General features: G+C 72.3%; 19 protein-coding genes. 5 read left to right on the forward strand and 14 right to left on the reverse strand.

Annotation, left to right across the window (positions count from 1 at the left end; all coding sequences use genetic code 11):
* Positions 1-16 precede the first annotated feature (16 nt).
* Positions 17-1,057, forward strand: a complete 1,041-nt coding sequence (locus tag LY40_RS03975; RefSeq protein WP_258935949.1) for a TRM11 family SAM-dependent methyltransferase — start codon at positions 17-19, stop codon at positions 1,055-1,057.
* Positions 1,058-1,280: 223 nt separating this feature from the next.
* On the opposite strand, the gene rbfA is transcribed toward LY40_RS03975, so the two are convergent.
* From rbfA to rimP, 6 genes are all read right to left on the reverse strand, one after another.
* Complete coding sequence (rbfA, locus tag LY40_RS03980; protein WP_183786276.1) at positions 1,281-1,730, reverse strand: 30S ribosome-binding factor RbfA; 450 nt, start codon at positions 1,728-1,730, stop codon at positions 1,281-1,283.
* Between the two features lie 96 nt (positions 1,731-1,826).
* Positions 1,827-2,123: a DUF503 domain-containing protein gene (locus tag LY40_RS03985; RefSeq protein WP_258935950.1), complete on the reverse strand. Its 297-nt coding sequence runs from the start codon at positions 2,121-2,123 to the stop codon at positions 1,827-1,829.
* A gap of 96 nt (positions 2,124-2,219) precedes the next feature.
* Positions 2,220-5,168: a translation initiation factor IF-2 gene (infB, locus tag LY40_RS03990; protein WP_258935951.1), complete on the reverse strand. Its 2,949-nt coding sequence runs from the start codon at positions 5,166-5,168 to the stop codon at positions 2,220-2,222.
* Positions 5,169-5,315: 147 nt separating this feature from the next.
* A complete protein-coding gene (locus tag LY40_RS03995; RefSeq protein WP_372497677.1) occupies positions 5,316-5,519 on the reverse strand; it encodes a YlxR family protein in 204 nt (67 codons plus the stop codon).
* Positions 5,520-5,623: 104 nt separating this feature from the next.
* Complete coding sequence (gene nusA / locus LY40_RS04000) at positions 5,624-6,685, reverse strand: transcription termination factor NusA (RefSeq protein WP_183786281.1); 1,062 nt, start codon at positions 6,683-6,685, stop codon at positions 5,624-5,626.
* Entirely contained in the window at positions 6,682-7,248 is a 567-nt protein-coding gene (gene rimP / locus LY40_RS04005; RefSeq protein WP_183786282.1) for a ribosome maturation factor RimP, read from the reverse strand. Before rimP ends, nusA begins: the two co-directional genes overlap by 4 nt.
* Positions 7,249-7,525: 277 nt before the next feature.
* Here rimP and LY40_RS04010 point away from each other — a divergent pair, with 277 nt between their 5' ends.
* Complete coding sequence (locus LY40_RS04010) at positions 7,526-8,461, forward strand: ferritin-like domain-containing protein (protein ID WP_258935952.1); 936 nt, start codon at positions 7,526-7,528, stop codon at positions 8,459-8,461.
* On the opposite strand, the gene LY40_RS04015 is transcribed toward LY40_RS04010, so the two are convergent.
* The 6 genes from LY40_RS04015 to LY40_RS04040 all read right to left on the reverse strand — a co-directional run bounded on the left by LY40_RS04015 (position 8,444) and on the right by LY40_RS04040 (position 15,478).
* A complete protein-coding gene (locus LY40_RS04015) occupies positions 8,444-9,025 on the reverse strand; it encodes a hypothetical protein (protein ID WP_258935953.1) in 582 nt (193 codons plus the stop codon). The genes LY40_RS04010 and LY40_RS04015 overlap by 18 nt on opposite strands.
* Before the next feature lie 392 nt (positions 9,026-9,417).
* Entirely contained in the window at positions 9,418-10,455 is a 1,038-nt protein-coding gene (locus LY40_RS04020) for an aminotransferase class V-fold PLP-dependent enzyme (RefSeq protein WP_183786285.1), read from the reverse strand.
* A gap of 39 nt (positions 10,456-10,494) precedes the next feature.
* Positions 10,495-12,030 (reverse strand): PH domain-containing protein, encoded by a 1,536-nt coding sequence (locus tag LY40_RS04025; RefSeq protein WP_258935954.1) that lies wholly within the window; start codon positions 12,028-12,030, stop codon positions 10,495-10,497.
* A complete protein-coding gene (locus LY40_RS04030) occupies positions 12,027-12,512 on the reverse strand; it encodes a PH domain-containing protein (RefSeq protein ID WP_183786425.1) in 486 nt (161 codons plus the stop codon). Before LY40_RS04030 ends, LY40_RS04025 begins: the two co-directional genes overlap by 4 nt.
* A 222-nt stretch (positions 12,513-12,734) precedes the next feature.
* Entirely contained in the window at positions 12,735-13,793 is a 1,059-nt protein-coding gene (locus LY40_RS04035) for an MBL fold metallo-hydrolase (RefSeq protein WP_307876611.1), read from the reverse strand.
* Between the two features lie 188 nt (positions 13,794-13,981).
* Positions 13,982-15,478, reverse strand: coding sequence for an aminotransferase-like domain-containing protein (locus tag LY40_RS04040; protein ID WP_183786286.1), 1,497 nt, complete (start codon positions 15,476-15,478; stop codon positions 13,982-13,984).
* Positions 15,479-15,561: 83 nt separating this feature from the next.
* Between LY40_RS04040 and LY40_RS04045 the strand changes: the two genes are divergently transcribed.
* Positions 15,562-15,777 (forward strand): hypothetical protein, encoded by a 216-nt coding sequence (locus tag LY40_RS04045; protein ID WP_258935956.1) that lies wholly within the window; start codon positions 15,562-15,564, stop codon positions 15,775-15,777.
* Positions 15,778-16,084: 307 nt separating this feature from the next.
* Here the strand turns inward: LY40_RS04045 and LY40_RS04050 are convergent, their stop codons facing one another.
* Positions 16,085-16,852: an NAD(P)H-dependent oxidoreductase gene (locus LY40_RS04050; protein ID WP_258935957.1), complete on the reverse strand. Its 768-nt coding sequence runs from the start codon at positions 16,850-16,852 to the stop codon at positions 16,085-16,087.
* A gap of 63 nt (positions 16,853-16,915) precedes the next feature.
* Complete coding sequence (locus LY40_RS04055; RefSeq protein ID WP_258935958.1) at positions 16,916-17,146, reverse strand: hypothetical protein; 231 nt, start codon at positions 17,144-17,146, stop codon at positions 16,916-16,918.
* A 114-nt stretch (positions 17,147-17,260) separates the two neighbouring features.
* Here LY40_RS04055 and LY40_RS04060 point away from each other — a divergent pair, with 114 nt between their 5' ends.
* The gene (locus tag LY40_RS04060; protein ID WP_183786290.1) at positions 17,261-18,277 is read left to right on the forward strand and encodes a GlxA family transcriptional regulator; all 1,017 of its coding nucleotides are present in this window, start codon (positions 17,261-17,263) and stop codon (positions 18,275-18,277) included.
* A gap of 34 nt (positions 18,278-18,311) precedes the next feature.
* Positions 18,312-19,358 carry a sigma-70 family RNA polymerase sigma factor gene (locus LY40_RS04065; RefSeq protein WP_258935959.1) on the forward strand — a complete coding sequence of 349 codons (1,047 nt, stop codon included), beginning with the start codon at positions 18,312-18,314 and terminating at the stop codon, positions 19,356-19,358.
* The last annotated feature ends 203 nt before the right edge of the window (positions 19,359-19,561 follow it).

Genomic DNA, 19,561 nt, shown 5'->3' on the forward strand with positions numbered 1-19,561 from the left:
GCCTACTCTTACGCCGATGTCCGAGTACGCGATTCTGATCCTGCCGTCGGCCAACCGGGTCTACACCGACACCTCGCCCCGACTGCTGCAGGCCGAGCTGACCGCATTCGGCGAGGCCGTGCTGTCCACCGAGGTGCGGGAGCCGGGCACGCGCACGATCGGCGGCGCGTCCTACGTCACGTTCAGCACGCCCGAGCCACTGACCGCCGACGACATCGCGTTGCTGTCGAACCTGTCGTCGGCGTACGTGCTGTTCGAGATCACCGGCGAGCTGCTCCGGCCACTGCCCCTGTCACCGGCCGACGTGTTCGACTCGGACCTGCTCACCATCCAGAAGTACAGTGGCAAGACCAACGAGCTGTTCACCAAGCTGCTGCTGAACCTCACCGTGCTCGCCTCCGACCGCCCGCGGGCGATGGTCGAGGGTGGTCTGCGGCTGCTGGATCCGTTGTGCGGCAGGGGAACGACGCTCAACCAGGCCATGATGTACGGGTTCGACGCCACCGGGCTGGAACTCGACGGCAAGGATTTCGAGGCCTACCAGCAGTTCATCAAGACGTGGCTGCGCACCAAGCGGGTCAAGCACAAGGCCGAGGCCGGGATGCTGCGCCACCACAAGGCGCGGCTGGGGCGCAGGCTGGACGTCGAGTACGCCGCGTCGAAGGAGCAGTACAAGGCGGGCGAGACCCGCACCCTCGGCTACCTCAACTGCGACACGCTGCACACCGACGAACTGCTGCGCCCCGGTTCGGTCGACCTCGTTGTCACCGACGCGCCCTACGGCGTGCAGCACGGCAGCCGCACACCGGATCGAGTGCCGGCACGCAGCCCGCGCGACCTGCTGGCCGCGGCCGTTCCGGGGTGGGCCAGGGTCCTGCGGCGCGGCGGCGCTCTGGGCCTGTCGTGGAACACCCACGTGGTGCCACGCGACGAACTCGCCCGCATCCTCACCGGCGCCGGCCTGACCGTCCGCGACGGCGACCCCTACGACACCCTGGGCCACCGCGTGGACCAGGCCATCGTGCGCGACATCCTCGTCGCGACGAAGGACGGCTGACGACGAACGGCGGACCTCTCGATCCGAATCGGCCCTGCTCCGAATGGGCCTCGGTCGCGCTGCGGGGTCTGGCACCGCGCCGCGGGATCTGCCACTGCGCCACAGGCTCAGACACCGCGCCGCGGGATCTGCCACGACGGGACCGTGGCCCGCGCCCCCCACGCTCGGCGACATCGCACGCGGACCGCGATGATCCTCGCCGACCGGTAGCGGCCGGGTGGGACTACTGGTCGTCCTCGTCGGACTTGGCCGGCTTGTACGGGTCGGGCTCCCCCGCGGGCTGCGCCGCGGTGGCTTGTCGGGCGACCTCGGCATCGGCCTCTCGCGCCTTGGCGAGGAGTTCGTCGATGTTGCGCGCCTCGGACGGGATGTTGTCCGCGACGAACGTCAGCGTGGGCGTGTACCGCACGCCCGTGCCCTGCCCCACCTTCGTCCGCAGCACCCCACGGGCGGACTCCAGTGCGGCGGCGGCACCGGCGAAATCCGGTGCCGCGTCGAGGGTTTCGCCGAGCACGGTGTAGTACACGGTGGCGTCCCGCAGGTCACCGGTGACCCGGGCGTCGGTGATCGTCACGTTGCCCAGCCGCGGGTCTTTGATCTCGTGTTCGATCGCGGACGCGACGATCTGCGCGATCCGCTTCGCCAGCCTGCGTGCCCGAGCCTTGTCAGCCACGGCCATCCCCTCACTCGTCCGATCGCCGGCACCTCACGGATCCGGCGTACCACCCTGATGTTCCGGCCGTCTCGCCCGGCGTCGGCGACACGGCCGCTATTCGTCGTCCGCGCCGTACACCCGCCTGCCGGCCGAGAGCAGCTCGACCTCGGGGCGTTCGGCCACGAACCGTTCGCAGGCATCCAGCACGTCGCGCACACGTGCGCCATCGGCCGCGACCGCCGCAACACCGATGGTGACGCGGCGGTAGAGCTCGCGCTGTCCGGCCTCGGCGACAGCGACGTCGAAGCGCCTGCGCAACTCAGCCACGATCGGCCGCACCACGGAACGCTTCTGCTTCAGTGAACGCACGTCCCCGAGGAGCACGTCCAGCTCCAGCGACCCCACGAACACCGTCGCACCGTCCTGTCACACCGCGCCGGTACGCGCATCGGAACGGATCACGCCGGTGGGGCGGGAACCTGCCCCGCCCCACCGGCCGTGTCCGTCTTACACGCGCGGCTTCTCGCGCTGCTCGTACGTCTCGACGATGTCGCCGACCTTGAGGTCGGAGAACTTGCCGAGAGTCATACCGCATTCGTAGCCGTCGCGGACCTCGGTCGCGTCGTCCTTGAACCGCCGCAGCGATGCCACCGGCAGCTCCTCCCTGACCACGACCCCGTCGCGCAGCACCCGCGCCTTGGCGTTGCGCCGGATGAGCCCCGAGGTGACGAGGCAACCGGCGATGGTGCCGAACTTCGAGGACTTGAAGACCTCGCGCACCTCCGCCTTGCCGAGCTCGACCTCTTCGTACTCCGGCTTGAGCATGCCCTTCAGAGCCTGCTCGATCTCCTCGATCGCCTGGTAGATCACCGTGTAGTACCGGACGTCGACGCCCTCACGGCTCGCCCGCTCGGTCGCCTTGCCCTGCGCCCGCACGTTGAACCCGATCACCACGGCGTCGGACGCCGTCGCCAGGTCGATGTCGCTCTCGGTCACGCCACCGACACCGCGGTGCACGATGCTGAGCTCGACCTCCTCGCCCACGTCGATCTGGTTGAGCGAGCTCTCGAGCGCCTCGACGGTGCCCGAGTTGTCGCCCTTGATGATCAGGTTGAGGCTGTTGGTCTCCTTCAGCGCGGAGTCCAGGTCCTCGAGGCTGACGCGCTTGCGCTTGGCCGCGTTCTCGGCGTTGCGGATGCGGGCCTGGCGGCGCTCGGCGATCTGCCGTGCCACCCGGTCCTCCTCCACGACGAGGAACGTGTCACCGGCACGCGGCACCGACGTGAAGCCGATGACCTGCACCGGACGCGACGGATCGGCCTGGGTGACGTCCCGGTTGTGCTCGTCGACCATGCGGCGCACGCGCCCGTAGGCATCGCCCGCCACAACGGAGTCGCCGACCCGGAGCGTGCCGCGCTGCACCAGCACGGTGGCCACGGGACCACGACCGCGGTCGAGGTGGGCCTCGATCGCGACACCCTGTGCCTCCATCGCCGGGTTGGCCCGCAGGTCCAGCGCCGCGTCCGCGGTCAGCAGGATCGCCTCGAGCAGCCCGTCGAGGTTGATGCCCGGCTTGGCCGCGACGTCGACGAACATCGTCTCGCCGCCGTACTCCTCGGCGACCAGGCCGTACTCGGTGAGCTGCTGACGGATCTTCTGCGGGTTCGCACCCTCGACGTCGATCTTGTTGACCGCGACCACGATCGGGGCCTTGGCCGCCTGCGCGTGGTTGATCGCCTCGATCGTCTGCGGCATCACGCCGTCGTCGGCCGCGACCACGATCACCGCGATGTCCGTGGCCTGCGCACCGCGGGCACGCATGGCGGTGAACGCCTCGTGACCCGGGGTGTCGATGAACGTGATGGTCCGCTCGTCACCTTCGAGCTCGGTCTCGACCTGGTAGGCACCGATGTGCTGGGTGATGCCACCGGCCTCGCCCTCGGCGACCTTCGACTTCCGGATCGTGTCCAGCAGCTTGGTCTTACCGTGGTCGACGTGACCCATCACGGTCACGACCGGGGGCCGCACCTGCAGGTCCTCGTCGGTGCCCGCGTCCTCGCCGTAGGTGATGTCGAAGGCCTCGAGGAGCTCGCGGTCCTCTTCCTCCGGGCTGACGACCTGGACGTTGTAGTTCATCTCCGTGCCGAGCAGCTCGAGCACGTCCTCGGAGACCGACTGCGTCGCGGTGACCATCTCGCCGAGGTGGAACAGCACCTGGACCAGCGACGCCGGGTTGGCGTCGATCTTCTCGGCGAAGTCGGTCAGCGAAGCACCGCGGGGCAGACGGATCGTCTCGCCGCTGCCCTTCGGCAGACGCACGCCACCCACGGACGGCGCCTGCATGTTCTCCATGTACTCCTGGCGCTTCTGCCGCTTCGACTTGCGGCCCTTGCGCGAGGGACCACCGGGACGCCCGAAGGCACCGGCCGTGCCGCCGCGGCCACCACCGCCGCCGCGACCACGGAAACCGCCGCCGCCGGGGGGACCACCGGGACCGCCACGGCCGCCACCGGGACCGCCGCCGCCGGCGGGAGGACCACCGGGTCCACCGCGACCGCCGCCGGGTCCACCACGACCACCGCCGGGTCCACCACGGCCGCCACCGGGTCCACCACGGCCGCCACCGGGACCGCCGCGGCCACCGCCGGGCCCGCTCGGGCGAGCGGGGCGCGACGGCATCATGCCCGGGTTGGGGCGGGGCGGCATGTTGCCGGGGCTCGGCCGGTTACCGCCGCCCTGCTGCTGACCGCCCTGCTGCTGGCCACCTTGCTGCTGGCCACCCTGCTTCTGGCCACCCTGGCCGCCCTGCTTCTGGCCGCCCTGGCCGCCGCCTTGCTGGCCGCCGCCGGGACGCGGCGGGGCCGGCCTCGGCGTGGGCGAACCGGCACCGACGCCGAACGGGTTGTTGCCGACCCGCGGCTGCTTCGGACCCGGCTTCGGCCCGGGCTTGGGGCCCTGCGGCTTCGGTGGCACCACGGAGCCACCGGCGTCGTCCTGCTTGGGCGCTTCCTTCTCTGGGGTCGCCTTCGCGGCCGGCACCTGCTCGGCCGGCTCGGCGGGCTGTGCCGGCTGCGCAGGCTGGGCCGGCTTCGGGCCGGGCTTCGGTCCCGGCTTGGGACCGGGCTTCGGCGCGGCCGACTTCGCGGCCTCCTGCTTGTCCGCCTGCTGCGGCGCGGACTGCGCCGACGCGGCGGGCTGTGCCTCCGATGCCTGCGCCTGCGATTCGGGCGCACCACTGTTGGCGGCGGGCTTCGCCGCGGACTTGCCGCCGCCCTTGCCGCCGCTCTTGTCTCCGGCGCCGCCGTAGGCATCGCGGAGACGCCGGGCGACCGGTGCCTCCACGGTGGACGACGCGGACTTCACGAACTCGCCCTGCTCCTTGAGCTTGGCGAGTACTTCTTTGCTCGTGACACCGAGCTCTTTCGCGAGCTCGTGCACGCGGGCCTTGCCTGCCACTGCTCTCCTCAACTGAGGCCAGGCAGGCAGAGTACCCGCTGACCTCGTCTTATCGTCGCGCGTTCATGGCTTCAGCTTCACGGCTGACTCATGACGGGTCGACCTGCTTCCTTGTTTCCGACCAGAGCCCGGGGAGTTCCCGGGCTCTCATTCTCCGGTGGCGAGCCGTTCCACGACGCTCCGCACGCCGGACGTGTCCAGCGGACCGGACACGCGCAGCGCACGGGGAAACGCTCGTTTCCGTTCGGCCTTGGCCAGGCACGCCGGGTCGTGATGCACCCAGGCACCACGTCCGGGGAGCCGTCGCCGTTCGTCGGCGACGAGCTCGCCGCCTGCCACGACCAACCGCAACAACTCGTCGCTACACGCCCGTCGACGGCAACCGACGCACGTACGCATCGGGCCGGTCATCGACGTCGGGCGTTGCACCGCTTCCCAGTTTAGCCCGTGACCTGTCACTCGGTGGAACCGGTTACCGCAGTGTGCGGTGAGTCCTCCGGCTGGGGGTCAGGAGATGCCTCCTGCTGGGGTCCGGCATCGGGTGCGGCGTCGCTGCGGATGTCGATCCGCCAGCCGGTCAGCCGCGCCGCGAGCCGGGCGTTCTGGCCTTCCTTGCCGATCGCCAGCGACAGCTGGAAATCCGGCACGACCACCCGTGCGGTCTTGGTCCGCTCGTCAACGACGGTGACGGACACTGCCTTCGCGGGCGAGAGCGCGTTCCCCACGAACTGCGCCGGATCGTCCGAGTAGTCGATGATGTCGATCTTCTCACCACCGAGCTCGCTCATGACGTTGCGCACCCGCGCGCCGACCGGCCCGATGCAGGCACCCTTGGCGTTCACGCCGGGAACCGTGGACCGCACGGAGATCTTGGACCGGTGGCCCGGCTCCCTGGCCACGGCCGTGATCTCCACCGTGCCGTCGGCGATCTCCGGCACCTCCAGTGCGAACAGCTTGCGCACCAGGTTCGGGTGCGTGCGCGAGAGGGTGATCTGCGGACCGCGGGCACTGCGGGCGACCTGCCACACGTACGCCTTGACCCGGCCGCCGTGCGGATAGTTCTCCCCCGGCACCTGCTCGGCGGCCGGGAGGACGCCTTCGGTGTCGCCGCCGATGTCGACCACAACCATGCCCCGGGCGTTGGCGCGCGCGTCCCGCTGGATCACGCCCGCGACGATCTCGCCCTCCTTCGCGGAGAACTCGCCGTAGGTCTTCTCCTGCTCGGCGTCGCGCAGCCGCTGCAGGATGACCTGGCGCGCGGTCGTCGCGGCGATCCGCCCGAAGCCCTCGGGCGTGTCGTCCCACTCCTCGGCGATCTCGCCGTTCTCGTCGAGCGTGTGGGCCAGCACCCGCACGTATCCGGTCTTGCGGTCGATGTCGATCCGGGCGCGGGGCTGATGGCCCTCGGTGTGCTTGTAAGCCGTGAGCAGTGCGGACTCGATGGCCTCGAGTACCGCTTCGAACGGAATGTCCTTGTCCGCCTCGATGGCCCGCAGCGCGGCGATGTCGACGTTCACCTCGGCTCCTCCTCCGGTGCTGCCGCCGCGGCACCCTCGCTGTTGTCGTTGTCGCCCTCGGCTGCCTCGCCGGCGTCCTGTTCCAGGCGCTTCAGCTCGCCTGCGGGCGGTTGCTTGAACTCGACCTCGAGCACGGCCTTCGCGACATCGGCGTAGCGCACGTCCCGGATCGTGCCGTCGACGAGCAGGCGCACCGCGGTCTCGTCGGCCCGGCCCACCCTGCCGGTGAACTCGGCACCCTCGGTCGGGGTCACCCGCACCTGGCGGAACTTCGCGCGGCGCCAGTGCCGCTGCGTGGTCAGGGGCCGGTCGACGCCCGGCGAGGTGACTTCCAGCGTGTAGGCGCCCGCGATGAGGTGTTCGTGCTGGTCGAGCGTCTCGGACAGGACCCGGCTGACGTCGGCGACCTCGTCCAGTCCGACACCGTCGTCGCTGTCGACGACGACCTTGACGAGTTTGCGCCGCCCGGCCTGCTGCACGTCGAGCGCGTCGAGATCGAAACCCGCGGCCGTGACGGCCTCGGCCACGATGGGCTCCAGCCGGCTGGCGAGTTCGTTGGGCACCGTGATGCTCCCGTGAGTTGCTGTTGTGTATGGGTCTTGTCGGTATGTGTGTCGTCGGTACGGGTGTTGTGGCTGTGGTTCCGGGTGTCGGGGGTTCGTCGGTGTCCGGCTGTGGTCTGTCCGGCGGTGTGCCGAGGTCGTCCGAATGTACGGCCGCCGGCGGCCGCGCGCGCCGCCGGACAGGGGTGGTCCAGCTTATCGTGTCGCCGCCGCCGTCCGCCGACCAGCGGGGTCCGCGCGAGCCGCCGTACCGGATCGCCTGGCAGGATGGCTTCTCGTGACCTTCCGCCGACCGGTGTCCCCTCCGAATCGCCGGGCCGTGCTCCGCGGCCTCGCGCTGGCCGTCCCCGCCGCCGTGGGCCTGGGTACGGTCGCGGGCTGCACGGACTACGACGACAGCCCGGACGCGCTGCTCCCGCTCCTGGACGCCGCCGAGGCCGACGCGCAGGCGGCCCGTGCACTCGGCGGATCCGGTGCCGAACAGGTCGCGGCCGTCCGCTCGGCGCACGCCACGGCGTTGCGGCGCGAGGTCGACCGGCTCAACCGGCCACGGCCGACGGCGACGTCCGCACAACCCGCCACCGTCGCGGGCGCGGCGGAGCTGGGCCAACGACTCGGCGACGCCCGCACGCACGCCGCCCGCCTGGTGCCCGAGCTGCCCGCATACCGCGCAGGCCTCGTCGGCGCGGTGGCCGCGGGCTGCGCCGCCGCACAACAGCTCGACGAGGCGTTCGGCGCGGGCCAACCGGGGCCGCTGCAACGGGTCTCGGCCGGTCCGCTCGACGAGGCGGCCGTCGGTGCCCTGCAACAGGCGCTGGCCGGGGAACACGCCGCGGAATGGGTGTACACCACGGTGACGGCGTTCCTGCCCGACAGTTACGACAACGGGCTGACCGGCGGCGGCGAGGCGCACCGGGACCGCAGGCTGGCATGTGAGACGCTGCTGCGCGCCGCCGGCGTCACCCCGCGCGCGGCCGAACCCGCGTACAGCGGTGAGGACCCGGTGTCCGACCAGGATTCGGCGGTGCGGCTCGTGATCGACGCCGAGACGGACGCGATCGGCGCCTGGCACGGCGTGCTGGAACGCACCGAGGATCCCGGATTGCGCGACGTCGCCACCCAGGCCCTCGTCGGATCGGCGACCCGGTGCACGAGCTGGCGCCTCGACGCGGGGAGAACACCCGCGGCGATCGCGTTACCGGGCCGCGGCTGACAGCCGCAGCGCGTCGTGGGCGATCTCGCCCAGCAGCTCCGGCGGGCCTGCCGAGTCGGCGAAGAACTGGGTCTCGACGATCGTGAGCCGGTTGCCGACGACCCGGGAGGCGTACTCACCGGTGGCGACGTTCGGCGCGCCCGGCAGGTTCGCGGTGCCGTCGCGGATCAGGTCGTTGACGTTGCCCGTGCCGTCCGTGTCGGTGGTGACCTTCAACTGCTTGGCGCCGGTCTGCCCCGGCATCGTCACGACCACGACCGACACCAGGGCGCGGGCGTCCTGTGCGCGCGTCTCGTACAGCGAGCGATGCACCTGTTCACACGGGTGCTCCCGGAACCAGCCGACGACGTCGCCGTAGGCGTTGGCCGCGCACCCCGCCGAGATCTCCGGCCCCGCCACCTGCGTGTAGTCGAACTCGCCGCTGGTCAGCGGATTCTGCTGCGGCGCCGCGGTCGGATCCTGGCCCGCCGGCTCGTAGCGGATCAGCCACCACACGAGTCCGGAGACCACCGCGATCGCCACCAGCGCGCCACCGCGCAACGCGGTCCGCATCCGCGGCGACATGCCGGACGGACCGGACCTGCCGGAGCCGTCCGTCGGCGCCTGCTGTCCGGTTGGTGTCGGCTGTCCGAGTGGCGCCTGCCGACCGGGTGGTGCGTGCTGGCCGGCCGGTGCAACCCCTGCCGCGTGCGGTGCCGTGGCCGCGGCGGGCGCGCCCGTCACGGTGGGAGCAGGTGGTGCCGCGCGAGTGGGCGCCGACGGAGTCGACGGCACTGCCGGAGTCGACGGCACTGCCGGGGTCGACGACGCTGCCGGGGCGGAGGGACCTGCCGACGGACCGGACCACTGCGGTTGCGGTCCGTGATGTCCATACACCGGTCCGGGCTGTGGTCCACTCGTTCCGGGGAACTGCGGCTGCTGTCCTGGCACGGCCCGTGACGGTAGCGGATCCGGTGTCAGCGGAGGGCCGCAACCGCCAGATCGACGTCCTCCCAGGTGTTGTACAGATGGAACCCCATGCGGAGCCGACCCGCCCGCACGCTGGCGCGCAACCCCGCGCGGGCGAGCTGTTCCGGTGCCACATCGGTGTCGACCGCCACGATCGCGCTGCCCGCGGCCGGCAGGCCGAGCTCGTCCAGCAGCGCATCGGCCAGACCGGCGCAGTGCGCGTGCACGGCGTCGAGATCGAGCGAGGCCAGGTAGTCGAGCGCCGCCGCGGCCCCGACGAACGGCAGCCACGCCGGTGAGGCGTCGAACCGGCGCGCCCCGGAGGCCAGCCGCAGCGGCAAGCCGTACACGGTGTCCCACGGATCCTCGCCCGCATACCAGTTGGCGCCAACGGGGTGGCCCCGCTCCAGCGCCCGCGGGTGCACCGCCAACCACGCCGCACCACGCGGGCTCAGCAGCCACTTGTAGCCCGCGCCGACGACCCAGTCGGCCCAGTCGAGGTCGAGCGCCAGCCACCCGGCCGCCTGCGAGACGTCCAGCGCCACGGCGATCCCGGCATCGGCGGTGACGGCGCGCAGTGCGTCGAGATCGGCGACGGTTCCGTCGGCGGACTGGACCACACTCACGACCACGAGGTCGTGCCCGTCGACCGCGGAGGCCAGTTCGGCGACCGGCACCGTCTCGACGGTCACCCCGCGGTGGGCCTGTGCGGCGAACGGGAACGTGACGCTGGTGAACTCGCCCGTCACAGACAGGACGCGCGCACCGTCGGGCAGGCCCGCCGCGACCGGCGCGAGCAACCCCGCCACGGTGGCACCGACCGCGACCCGCTCGGCCGGCACGCCCACCAGCCGGGCGAACGCATCGCGTGAGGTGTCGACGGCGGCCGTGAAATCGGGCGGGTCGTCGGCACCGGTCCGCCACCGGTCGACGGCCGCCGCGACCGTGTCGGCCACGGCGGCGGAAGGGATGCCGATGCTCGGCGTGTTGACGTACCCGGTCGGTACGTCGAACGCGGCGCCGAAGGCGTGACGGGAAGCGCTCATGATCAACACGCTACGCCGGGCACGCCCGTCGGGCGACCGTCACACGCGTTCGAGCAACGGGCCGAACAGTCCCGGCACGGCGTCGTCGGCGAACGCGAGCCCCTCGGACGCGTCGACGTCCGGCACGGAGTAGGCACCGGAGCCCGCCGCCGTCGTCGCGGTGATCGTGAGAAGTCCCCTGCGGCGCTGGAAGAGCGACTGCCGGGCGGTCAGGCCGATGACCCCGCGGCGCTGCAGGGCCACGGTGCTGCGGCGCACGCTGCCGCGGCGGGCCACGAGGTAGTCGCCGCTGAGGCCGTGGCCGAGGTTGCGGTAGGCGTCGACGGCGAGCGCGAGGGCGATCGGCACGCCGACGACCGCACCGATCCACGCCAACTGGCCGAACAGCGCCGAGGAGAACACCCACCCGCAAGCGGCCGCCACCGCGACGGGTGCGGCCGCGGCGGCCAGCGCCCAGCGAATCCTCCTGCCGCGCGCGGCGACCGGATGTCGCGTCAGCACGGTCGACGCCGGACCGGCGGTCTCCCGCAACACGGCCGCGGCGACCCGGCTCGCCTCACCGTGCGGGGCCGCGGGCAGCAGCGTCTTGCGTGCGCCCTTGTCCTCGTCGCTCTGCGACCGCAGCCCGGTGGCGACGGCGTCGACCCGCGCCCCGCCCGCGAGGCGCACGCCGAGCGGTTCGACGAGTTCGACCCCGCGCAGGCGTTGCTCCTCGATCGAGATCGACCGTGCCGTCAGCAGTCCCCGGCGGACCCGCAACGTGCCACCGGGCTCGCGGTCGAGGCGGAAGTTCCACCACATCTCCACCAGGACCGCGAGCGAGCCGAGCACGCCGATGACCAGGCCGACGGCCACGACCATCGCGATGCCCCCGACGAGGCCGAACCCTCCGAGCAGGTCGATCGCCCCGGTGATCACGCCGCGGCGCAGGCCGAACCATTCGGCGACCTGCAGCACGCCGCCGTAGGCGGCCGCGCCCAGCGCCGGAGTGAGGACCGACAGCGGCCCGTACCGCGCCCACCGGGGGTCGAACGTCGCGATTCTGCCGTCGGCCGTGCCTGCCGAGTCCGGGCGCCCGCGATCGAGCAGTTCGGCGCGCAGCCGCTCCCCCTCCTCGCGCGAGACGGCGAAGAGCGTCACCGAGCTCGCGCTGGACCCACCCTGCTCCCCGGTGTCGATCTTCACGGTGACGATGCCGAGGAATCGGGACGGTGGGCCCGCGGTGAGATCGACGGTGCGGATGCGGTCACGGGAGACCGACCTGCGAGTAAGCACGGCGACGCCCTTCGTGAGCTCGACCCGGTCGGCGAGCACGCGGTAGCGGGTCCGGCGCAGCCGCACACCTTCGACGACGACGGTGCCGGCCAATGCCGCGGCCGAGGCGGGCAGCACGGTGACGAGCGCCCAGAACAGCGAGGACGAGGCGATTCCTAGCCCGGTGGGCACTCCCGCGGCCACGCAGATCCCGGCGACGGTGAGCAGGCTGACCCGGACGGTACGCGGGTCGAGCCGCCGCCAGCCGGCGTCCGGCTCCACGGTGCCCTCGCCGTCGAGTTCGCCGTCGGGTGTGGTCACGTCGCGTCGCCCGGGGTCGCCTGGGTGGTCTCGGTGAGCTCGTGCACGAGGTCGGCGGCGAGGTCGCGGTCCAGGCCGGGGATCGTCAGCGCCCCTTTCGCCGATGCGGTCGTCACCGTGACGGTGGCGAGGCCGAAGACCTGCTCCAGCGGACCGCGTTCGCTGTCGACCGTCTGGATGCGCGACATCGGCGCGACGCGCCATTCCTGCCACAGCGCGCCGGTCCGGGTGTACACGGCGTCGCCGGTGACCTCCCAGCGGTGCACGCGGTACCACCACATCGGCATGCCCACCGCCGCGGCCACGCCCGCGACAGCGAGAACCGCCGCGGGCACCAGCACCCAGAAGCGGGCTGCATCGGGCAGCAGCGCCGCCGGCACGACCAGCACCGCGACCGCCGCCGCGGCGACGAGCAGGATGCGCGTGCGCCACCACGCGACGGCCTTGCGGTGCACCCGGTGCGCGGGCGGCCGCAGCCGCAGGACGCCGGTGTCGTCGCGGCCGTCCCCGCGCCCCGGCTCGGTCCGATGCTGCGACCTGTCGTGCGCGGTACCCGTGCCGCCGCGCCCGGCGTCGGCGTCGCCGGATTCGGAGTCCCCCACGGTCGCCCCCTGTCGCGAGCTCTGGACCACCTGTGACGAGCCGGACGCTAGCAGCAGTGCCGCACCCCCACCCCACCGCGTGTTCTGCACCACGACGGGCGGTCAGGCGAGGGACTCCCACCACGGGTCGAGCTCCGGCGGCGATGCCACGTCGACCCGCTCCCCCGGTTTCGGCACGGTGAGGGCGACGCCGCGGGCGGCCGCCTCCTTGCGCGCCCGGTCGACGGGATCGGCCCAGCCGTGCGGACCGAGGTCGAACGTGCCCCAGTGGACCGGCACGAGCAGGCCGCCGCCGACGTCGACGTGTGCCGCCACCGCTTCCTCGGGGGTCATGTGCACGTCCGGCCAGCTCGGCGCGTAGGCGCCCAGCTGCATGAGGGTCACGTCGAACGGACCGTGGTCGGCACCGATGCGGGCGAAACCGTCGAAGTAGCCGGTGTCGCCGCTGTAGAACACCCGGTGCCGCTGCCCGGCCAGCACCCACGAGGCCCACAGCGTGTTGTTGCGGGCGAAGGCCCGTCCCGAGAAGTGCCGTCCGGGCGTGGCGGTGATCCGCAGTCCGGCGAGGCGGGTCTCGTCGTGCCAGTCGAGTTCGGTGATCCGCTCGGGCGCCACGCCCCACCGGCGCAGGTGGGTGCCCACTCCCAGGGGGACGACGAACGCCGCGGCGCTCCGGTGTGCGAGGTGCCGGACGGTGCGCATGTCCAGGTGGTCGTAGTGGTCGTGGGACACGAGGACCACGTCCGGGTCCGGCAGGTCGGTGAGCGCCTGCGGCGGGGCGAACAACCTGCGCGGACCGATGACACGCGACGGCGAGGCGCGGTCGCTCCACATCGGATCGATCAGCACCCGCGTGCCGGCGAGTTCGACGAGCGTCGACGCGTGGCCGAACCACGTCACGTGTAGACCGTCGCCGGGTGCGGCATCCGGTGTCCGGCACTGCGGCACGGGACCGGAGGGACGGCGCTTGCGTCGACCACGGACCATGTCGCCGACCGCCTCCCGCACACTTCCCGGCGGCACCCAGCGCAGCGGTTCGGGATTGCGGAACGCACCGTCACGGAACTGTGGCGACCCGGGGTACGGGCCGGGCCTGCCACCGAGCGCGGCGGCCAGGTCGGCGGTGACGGCGGCGACGGCCGCGGCGAACGCGAATCCCATCGGGCCAGCGATTCTGCGCACCGGGCGGCTCCTCGAAACGACGGACGGATGTCGGGCCGCGGACGGCACTGGCCCGCGAACCTGCAGCAGGGTGCCCCGAGGGCCCCTCCGTGCAACGTCGACGGTCCGCGCCCGGTTCCCACGCTCGCCCCGCGCGAACCGGGGGCCGTGTTCTGCCGGGCGCGGGATCACACGATGGTGCGGGCCCGGGGCTCCTCCTCGCCGGGGCCGTGGCGCACGAGATCGCCCCACGCGTCGGCGAGCCGGCGTACGAGTTCGTCGAGCACCTGTGGTTCCTGCATGAAAGGCAGCCGCAGGTAGTTGTCGTGCGCACCGGTCGGGTCCATCGTCGAACCGGGGATGACCTCGACACCGTGGCGGAGTGCGATCTGGGCGAACACGTCGGCGTCCCGCTCGGGCAGGGCGAGCCACAGCGAGGAACCCCCGTCGGGGGTGCGCCAGGTCCACCCCGGCAGGTGCTCGGTGATCAGCCGCTCGGCCTGGTCGCACCGCTCGGCGCGTTCCACCGAGCCGGTCTTGACGATCTCGGGCAGCCGCGGGAACAGGCGTGCGGCGATGGCCTGTTCGATGAGCGGGCCGCCGAGGTCGGCGAGTGCCTTGCGGCGCGCGCACCGCTGGAGCAGACCGCGCGGCCCGCGGATCCAGCCGATCCGCAGTCCGCCCCACACCGCCTTCAACGACTCGACGACGACCGACTCGACCCCGGCGGGAAGGTACGCCGACAACGGGGCGGGGATCTCGGGTGCGTCCTCGCGGGCCAGGATGCAGCCGGCGTAGGCATTGTCCTCGATGACGGCGACGTCGTGGCGCGCGGCGAGTTCGGCGACGCGGCGGCGCCTGCGGTCGGACATCAGCACGCCGGCCGGGTTGTGGAAGGTCGGCATCACGTACAGCACCGAGGGCCGGTGCTCGGCCAGCACCGCGGCGAGGCGCCGCTCGTCGATGCCCTCGTCGTCGAGGGGCACGGGCACGACCCCGGCACCGGCGTCGCGGAACACATCGAGGCACGGCTGCCAGCTCGGGGCCTCCACGGCGACCGTCGCAGCGCCCCGGAGGTAGACCTCCGACAGCAGCACGAGCGCCTGGTGGGCGCCGTTGGTGATCATGACCTCGTCCGGTGAGGTCGGCAGTCCCTGGCCGGTGTAGTAGTCGGCGACGGCCTCGCGCAGGGCGGGCAGGCCGCGAACCTGGTAGCCGGGGTCGCCGAGCAGGCCGGGCAGGTCGTAGCGGGCGACCTCCTCGAGCGCCTCGGCGACCTCGGGCACGCCGGCGTCGGCGGCGCAGGCGAGCGAGATGACCGAGCCGGGACCGTCGATGAGCCGTTGGAAGGTCGCAGCCGCCCTGCCACCGCTCACTCGGCCGTCGGCAGGGACGGCGCGGGCCACGTCGCTGATCCGCGTCCCGCTGCCCTGCTTCCGTTCCAGCAGTTCCCGGGCCTCGAGCTCCTCGTACGCGGCAACCACGGTGGCGCGGCTGACCGCCAGCAGCCGGGCCAGTTCACGTTCCGACGGCAGGCGCCGTCCGGCCGCCAGCGCGCCCTCGTCGACGGCCCTGGCCACCGCGTCCGCGAGCTTGCGGTACAGCGGCCCCTCGCCGGCAGTCCAGTCACCGAGCACGGCGACCAGGTCGCCCCCGCGAGAAAAACGGTCCAATTCTCGTGCCATTGGTACTTACTCCAGTCCAGTGTTCCGTGGATTCTAGTCCATGACACCCCCATCGAGTACGACCCGTGAGGAGACGAGACGCAATGGTGACCACACTCCTGTTCGCGGCAGGCCTGATCCTGGTTCTGGCAGTGATCGGGCGGACGGTGCACTACCCGGGACTGCCGTTCGACGTGGAACCGGCGTTCGCCCGCTACGTCGTGACCGGCCTGGTGATCCTCTGGCACATCGGCCAGGCCAACGCCGACCGAATGGACCGCACCGAACAGTCCAGCCACCGGACCCCGATCGCACGCTGACGTCCGCGCCACCGGTGGAGGCAGGCCGGCCCGTCCGCGGTGCCCGGCGCCACCGCCGGAACGCTCCGCCTGCGTGGCACACCGTGGTGCCCCGCAGGTACCCGCGGCGATCCGACGCCGCGTCGATTTCCCCCGGTCACGGCCGGCACGGGCCCTCGTGCGCCGCAACCATCCCCTCGGGAGCCGACCACCACCGCCGCGAGAACCGGGCCGACGGCGGGCCCCTCCCTCACCGCGGCCGCGCCCGCCGGGAGCGCACGGGCGCGGCACACCTCCGCGGCGCACCCCCATCGCGCCGGACCAGGGCTCACCGATAGTGGAGCGCGGGCCCTGACCGCCCCGGACCGAGCCCCGGGCGGAGCACGAGATCCGCGTCGTAGTCGCCCCCGCGCTCGCTGCGGAACGGCAACGGCTCGTCGCAAGCCAGTCCGGCCAGGCGGTCACGGAGCCGCGCGACGGCGCGACCCGCGGCGCCCTCGTCGGCGCGGTCGGCGCCGTAGACGGCCAGCGGCGGCAGCGCCTCCATCCCCGTGTACCAGAACACACCGTGGTGCAGCGGGAACAACACATCGTCGAGGTGTCCGTGGATGCCCCGCGGGCCGAACGAACTCTCCCTGGCCCCGATCGTCGTGACCACGAGCCCGCGTTTGCCCGCCAGTTCCCCGTCGCCGTAGCGGCGCACCCTGCCAGTGGCCGGATCGGTCACCCCGAATCCGAAACCGTGGACCAGGACCCGGTCCAGCCAGCCTTTCAGGATCGCGGGCGGGCCGAGCCACCACAGCGGGAACTGCAGCACGACGGCGTCCGCCCAGCGCAGCTTCTCCTGTTCGGCGGCGATGTCGGCGCTGAGTTCGCCCGCGTCGTAGGCGCGGCGGGACGCGGCGCCCACGTGGAGCCGGCAGGCCGGATCGTGACCGAAATCGGCCGCGTCGACCACGGGGTTCCAGCGCATCGCGTACAGGTCGGACACGGTCACGGCATGGCCGGACGCCACCAGGGCACGCCTGCCCTCGGCGGCGAGCATGCCGCCGAGCGAGCGCGGTTCGGGATGAGCGTGAATCCACAGGACGTTCATGCGCCCAGCCTCGACCAGTCCACTATTCCAGTCCAGTGGCTATACAGCCACTGTCCGAAAGGATCAGGCCATTCCATTTCGGGCCGCCGAACGGCGCTTCGTCCTGCCGCGGCTCGCGCCGCTGCGCGCGCCGGCGTTGGCCTGGCCGATGTGCCAGAGGATCACCAGGCCGGTCACGACGTAGCGGGCGAACGCCGGTTCCACGTCGAACGGCAGTCCCGGGTAGTGCACCGTCCGCCCGATCACTGCCAGAACCAGGATCAGGCCTGCCGCGAACAGGAGTGTGGTCACCATTGCGTCTCGTCTCCTCACGGGTCGTACTCGGCAGGTGCGTTTCATGACTCAGCATGATCGGGACACCGAGCCGAGATAAGTGGCCGGAGGGCCAGTATGTGAAAGAATCCGGCCATGCGACCTGAGGCAGAGCTTCACCGCGATCGGCCGCACCGCGTCGCCGTGCTCGTACGTCCCGGGGTCATGCCCCTCGAACTCGGCCTCGTCCACCAGCTGTTCGGTTCGGCCCGCAGGCAGTCCGGCCCGGGCGCGGGCACCCTGCTGTACGACGTCGTGACCTGCACGCTCGAGCCCGGTCCGGTGCCGACCGACGCCGACTTCCCCATCCACGTGTCCCACGGTCCGGACGTCATCGACGACGCGGGCACGGTGCTCGTGCCCGCGTCGGAGGAACCCGGCCAGCCGGAGACGGGCGGCGCGCTGGGACCCGCGCTGGCGGGCGCCCTCGCCCGGGTCCGGCCCGGCGTCCGGATCGCGTCGATCTGCACCGGGGCGTTCGTGCTCGCCGCGGCCGGGCTGCTCGACGGCCGCCGCGCCACGACCCACTGGCGGTCCGCCGACACCTTCCGCCGGCAGTTCCCGCACATCGAACTGGACCCCGACGTGCTGTTCACCGACGGCGGCGACGTCCTCACGTCCGCGGGCGAGGCCGCCGGCATCGACCTGTGCCTCCACCTGATCCGGCGCGATCACGGCGCTGCGGTGGCCGCCGACGTGGCCCGCCGCACCGTCGTGCCGCCGTACCGGGAGGGTGGACAGGCCCAGTACGTGCCACAGCCGGTGCCCGAGGCGGGCGGTACGTCCACGGCGCCGGCCCGGGCGTGGGCGCTGGAACATCTCGACCGGCCCGTATCGTTGTCCGAACTGGCGGAACGGGCATCGATGAGCGTGCGCACGTTCACCCGCCGTTTCCGCGCCGAGACCGGCTGTTCCCCCGGCCGGTGGCTCACCCGGCAACGGGTGGAACGGGCCAGGGTGCTGCTCGAGGAGACCGACCGGCCCGTCGAGGTGATCGCCGACGACGTGGGATTCGGCACGGGGGCCTCGCTGCGGGCACACTTCCGTGATGTGGTCGGCGTCTCCCCCGGCGTGTACCGCGCCACGTTCCGGGGCGGAATGCCACAGGACTGACAAGCGTTGTCATAACGGAAAGAGGTGACAACGATTGGCAGAAGCCACCAAGACCCCGACCCGCCGCACGCGCGCAACGGGCAGCGGCGAGGCAGACGCCGACCTGGTCCGTGTCTACCTCGACGAGATCGGTAGGACCCCGCTGCTGACCGCCGAGCAGGAGATCGACCTGGCCAAGCGCATCGAGGCGGGCGTCTACGCCACCGAGCTGCTCCGTCGGGCCGACCGAGCCCGCGGCGGCCGCGACGACACCGGCTCCCACCAGGCCGGGCACGACGGCAGCGCCGCCCCGACGCTGCCGTCCGGCGCCGTCGAGCTGCCCGCCGACCGCCGGGACCTCGAGCAGATCGCGCGTGACGGCGAGGCCGCGAAGGACCACATGGTGCAGGCGAACCTGCGGCTGGTGGTCACGGCGGCCCGCAAGAATCGCAACTCCAACCTGTCGTTGCTCGACGCCGTGCAGGAGGGCAATCTCGGCCTGATCCACGCGGTGGAGAAGTTCGACTACGCCAAGGGGTTCAAGTTCTCCACCTACGCGATGTGGTGGATCCGGCAGGCCATCCAGCGCGGCAATGCGTTCTTCAGCGGCACGATCCGGCTGCCGATGCACACGGCCGAGCAGATCGCCAAGCTCGACCGGCTGCAGCGCACGCTCGAGGCGCAGGGCCGGCACAACCTGTCGGTCGACGAGCTCGCGCAGGCCGCGGACATGTCGGTCGAACGCGTTCTGGCGCTGCGGCAGGCGGGGCAGAGCACGGCGAGTCTCGACGTCCCGGTGGACGACGACGGTGAGCTCACCCTCGGCGATCTGGTCACCACCGGATCGGTACCCGGCGTCAGCGAATCGCTCGAGCACTCGTCGATGGTCGGCGAACTCAACGCCGCGCTCGAAACGCTGCCAGCCCAGGAGGCGACGGTGCTGGCGCTGCGGTACGGCCTCACCGACGGCGACCCGCACACGGTGCCCGACATCGCCCGCAGGCTGGGGCTGACGCGCAAACGGGTGCGCTCGCTCGAGGAACGCGGCCTGTCGCGGCTCCGCGCGGAGAACCACGGCTCGCTGCTGGCCTGGGCCAGCTGAGCCGTCCTGTCGCTGCGGCCGTCTCCGGCGTCCACCCCGCGCCGGAGGCGGCCTTCCCCTGTCGGCGGTCGTATCACCCGCGAGACATCGGCGGTGGTCCGCGCCGTCGACAGCGGCGCGTAGCGGCAGCTCGCGGCCGGCGTCCGGCCGCCGTGGCCGGGCTGCGCAGCCGGAAGTACCGTGCCGGACGGCCGCCGCGGCTC

It is taken from the genome of Prauserella salsuginis (genome assembly GCF_024648885.1).
GTDB classification, from domain to species: Bacteria; Actinomycetota; Actinomycetes; order Mycobacteriales; family Pseudonocardiaceae; genus Prauserella; species Prauserella salsuginis.

Excerpts from the sequence above, each read along its gene's own strand:
- LY40_RS03975 (WP_258935949.1), top strand. The coding sequence starts at position 17 with ATGTCCGAGTACGCGATTCTGATCCTGCCGTCGGCCAACCGGGTCTAC.
- LY40_RS04015 (WP_258935953.1), bottom strand. The coding sequence starts at position 9,025 with ATGTCGCCGCGGATGCGGACCGCGTTGCGCGGTGGCGCGCTGGTGGCG.
- LY40_RS04020 (WP_183786285.1), bottom strand. The coding sequence starts at position 10,455 with ATGAGCGCTTCCCGTCACGCCTTCGGCGCCGCGTTCGACGTACCGACC.
- LY40_RS04035 (WP_307876611.1), bottom strand. The coding sequence starts at position 13,793 with ATGGGATTCGCGTTCGCCGCGGCCGTCGCCGCCGTCACCGCCGACCTG.
- LY40_RS04040 (WP_183786286.1), bottom strand. The coding sequence starts at position 15,478 with ATGGCACGAGAATTGGACCGTTTTTCTCGCGGGGGCGACCTGGTCGCC.
- LY40_RS04045 (WP_258935956.1), top strand. The coding sequence starts at position 15,562 with ATGGTGACCACACTCCTGTTCGCGGCAGGCCTGATCCTGGTTCTGGCA.
- LY40_RS04050 (WP_258935957.1), bottom strand. The coding sequence starts at position 16,852 with ATGAACGTCCTGTGGATTCACGCTCATCCCGAACCGCGCTCGCTCGGC.
- LY40_RS04055 (WP_258935958.1), bottom strand. The coding sequence starts at position 17,146 with ATGGTGACCACACTCCTGTTCGCGGCAGGCCTGATCCTGGTTCTGGCA.
- LY40_RS04060 (WP_183786290.1), top strand. The coding sequence starts at position 17,261 with ATGCGACCTGAGGCAGAGCTTCACCGCGATCGGCCGCACCGCGTCGCC.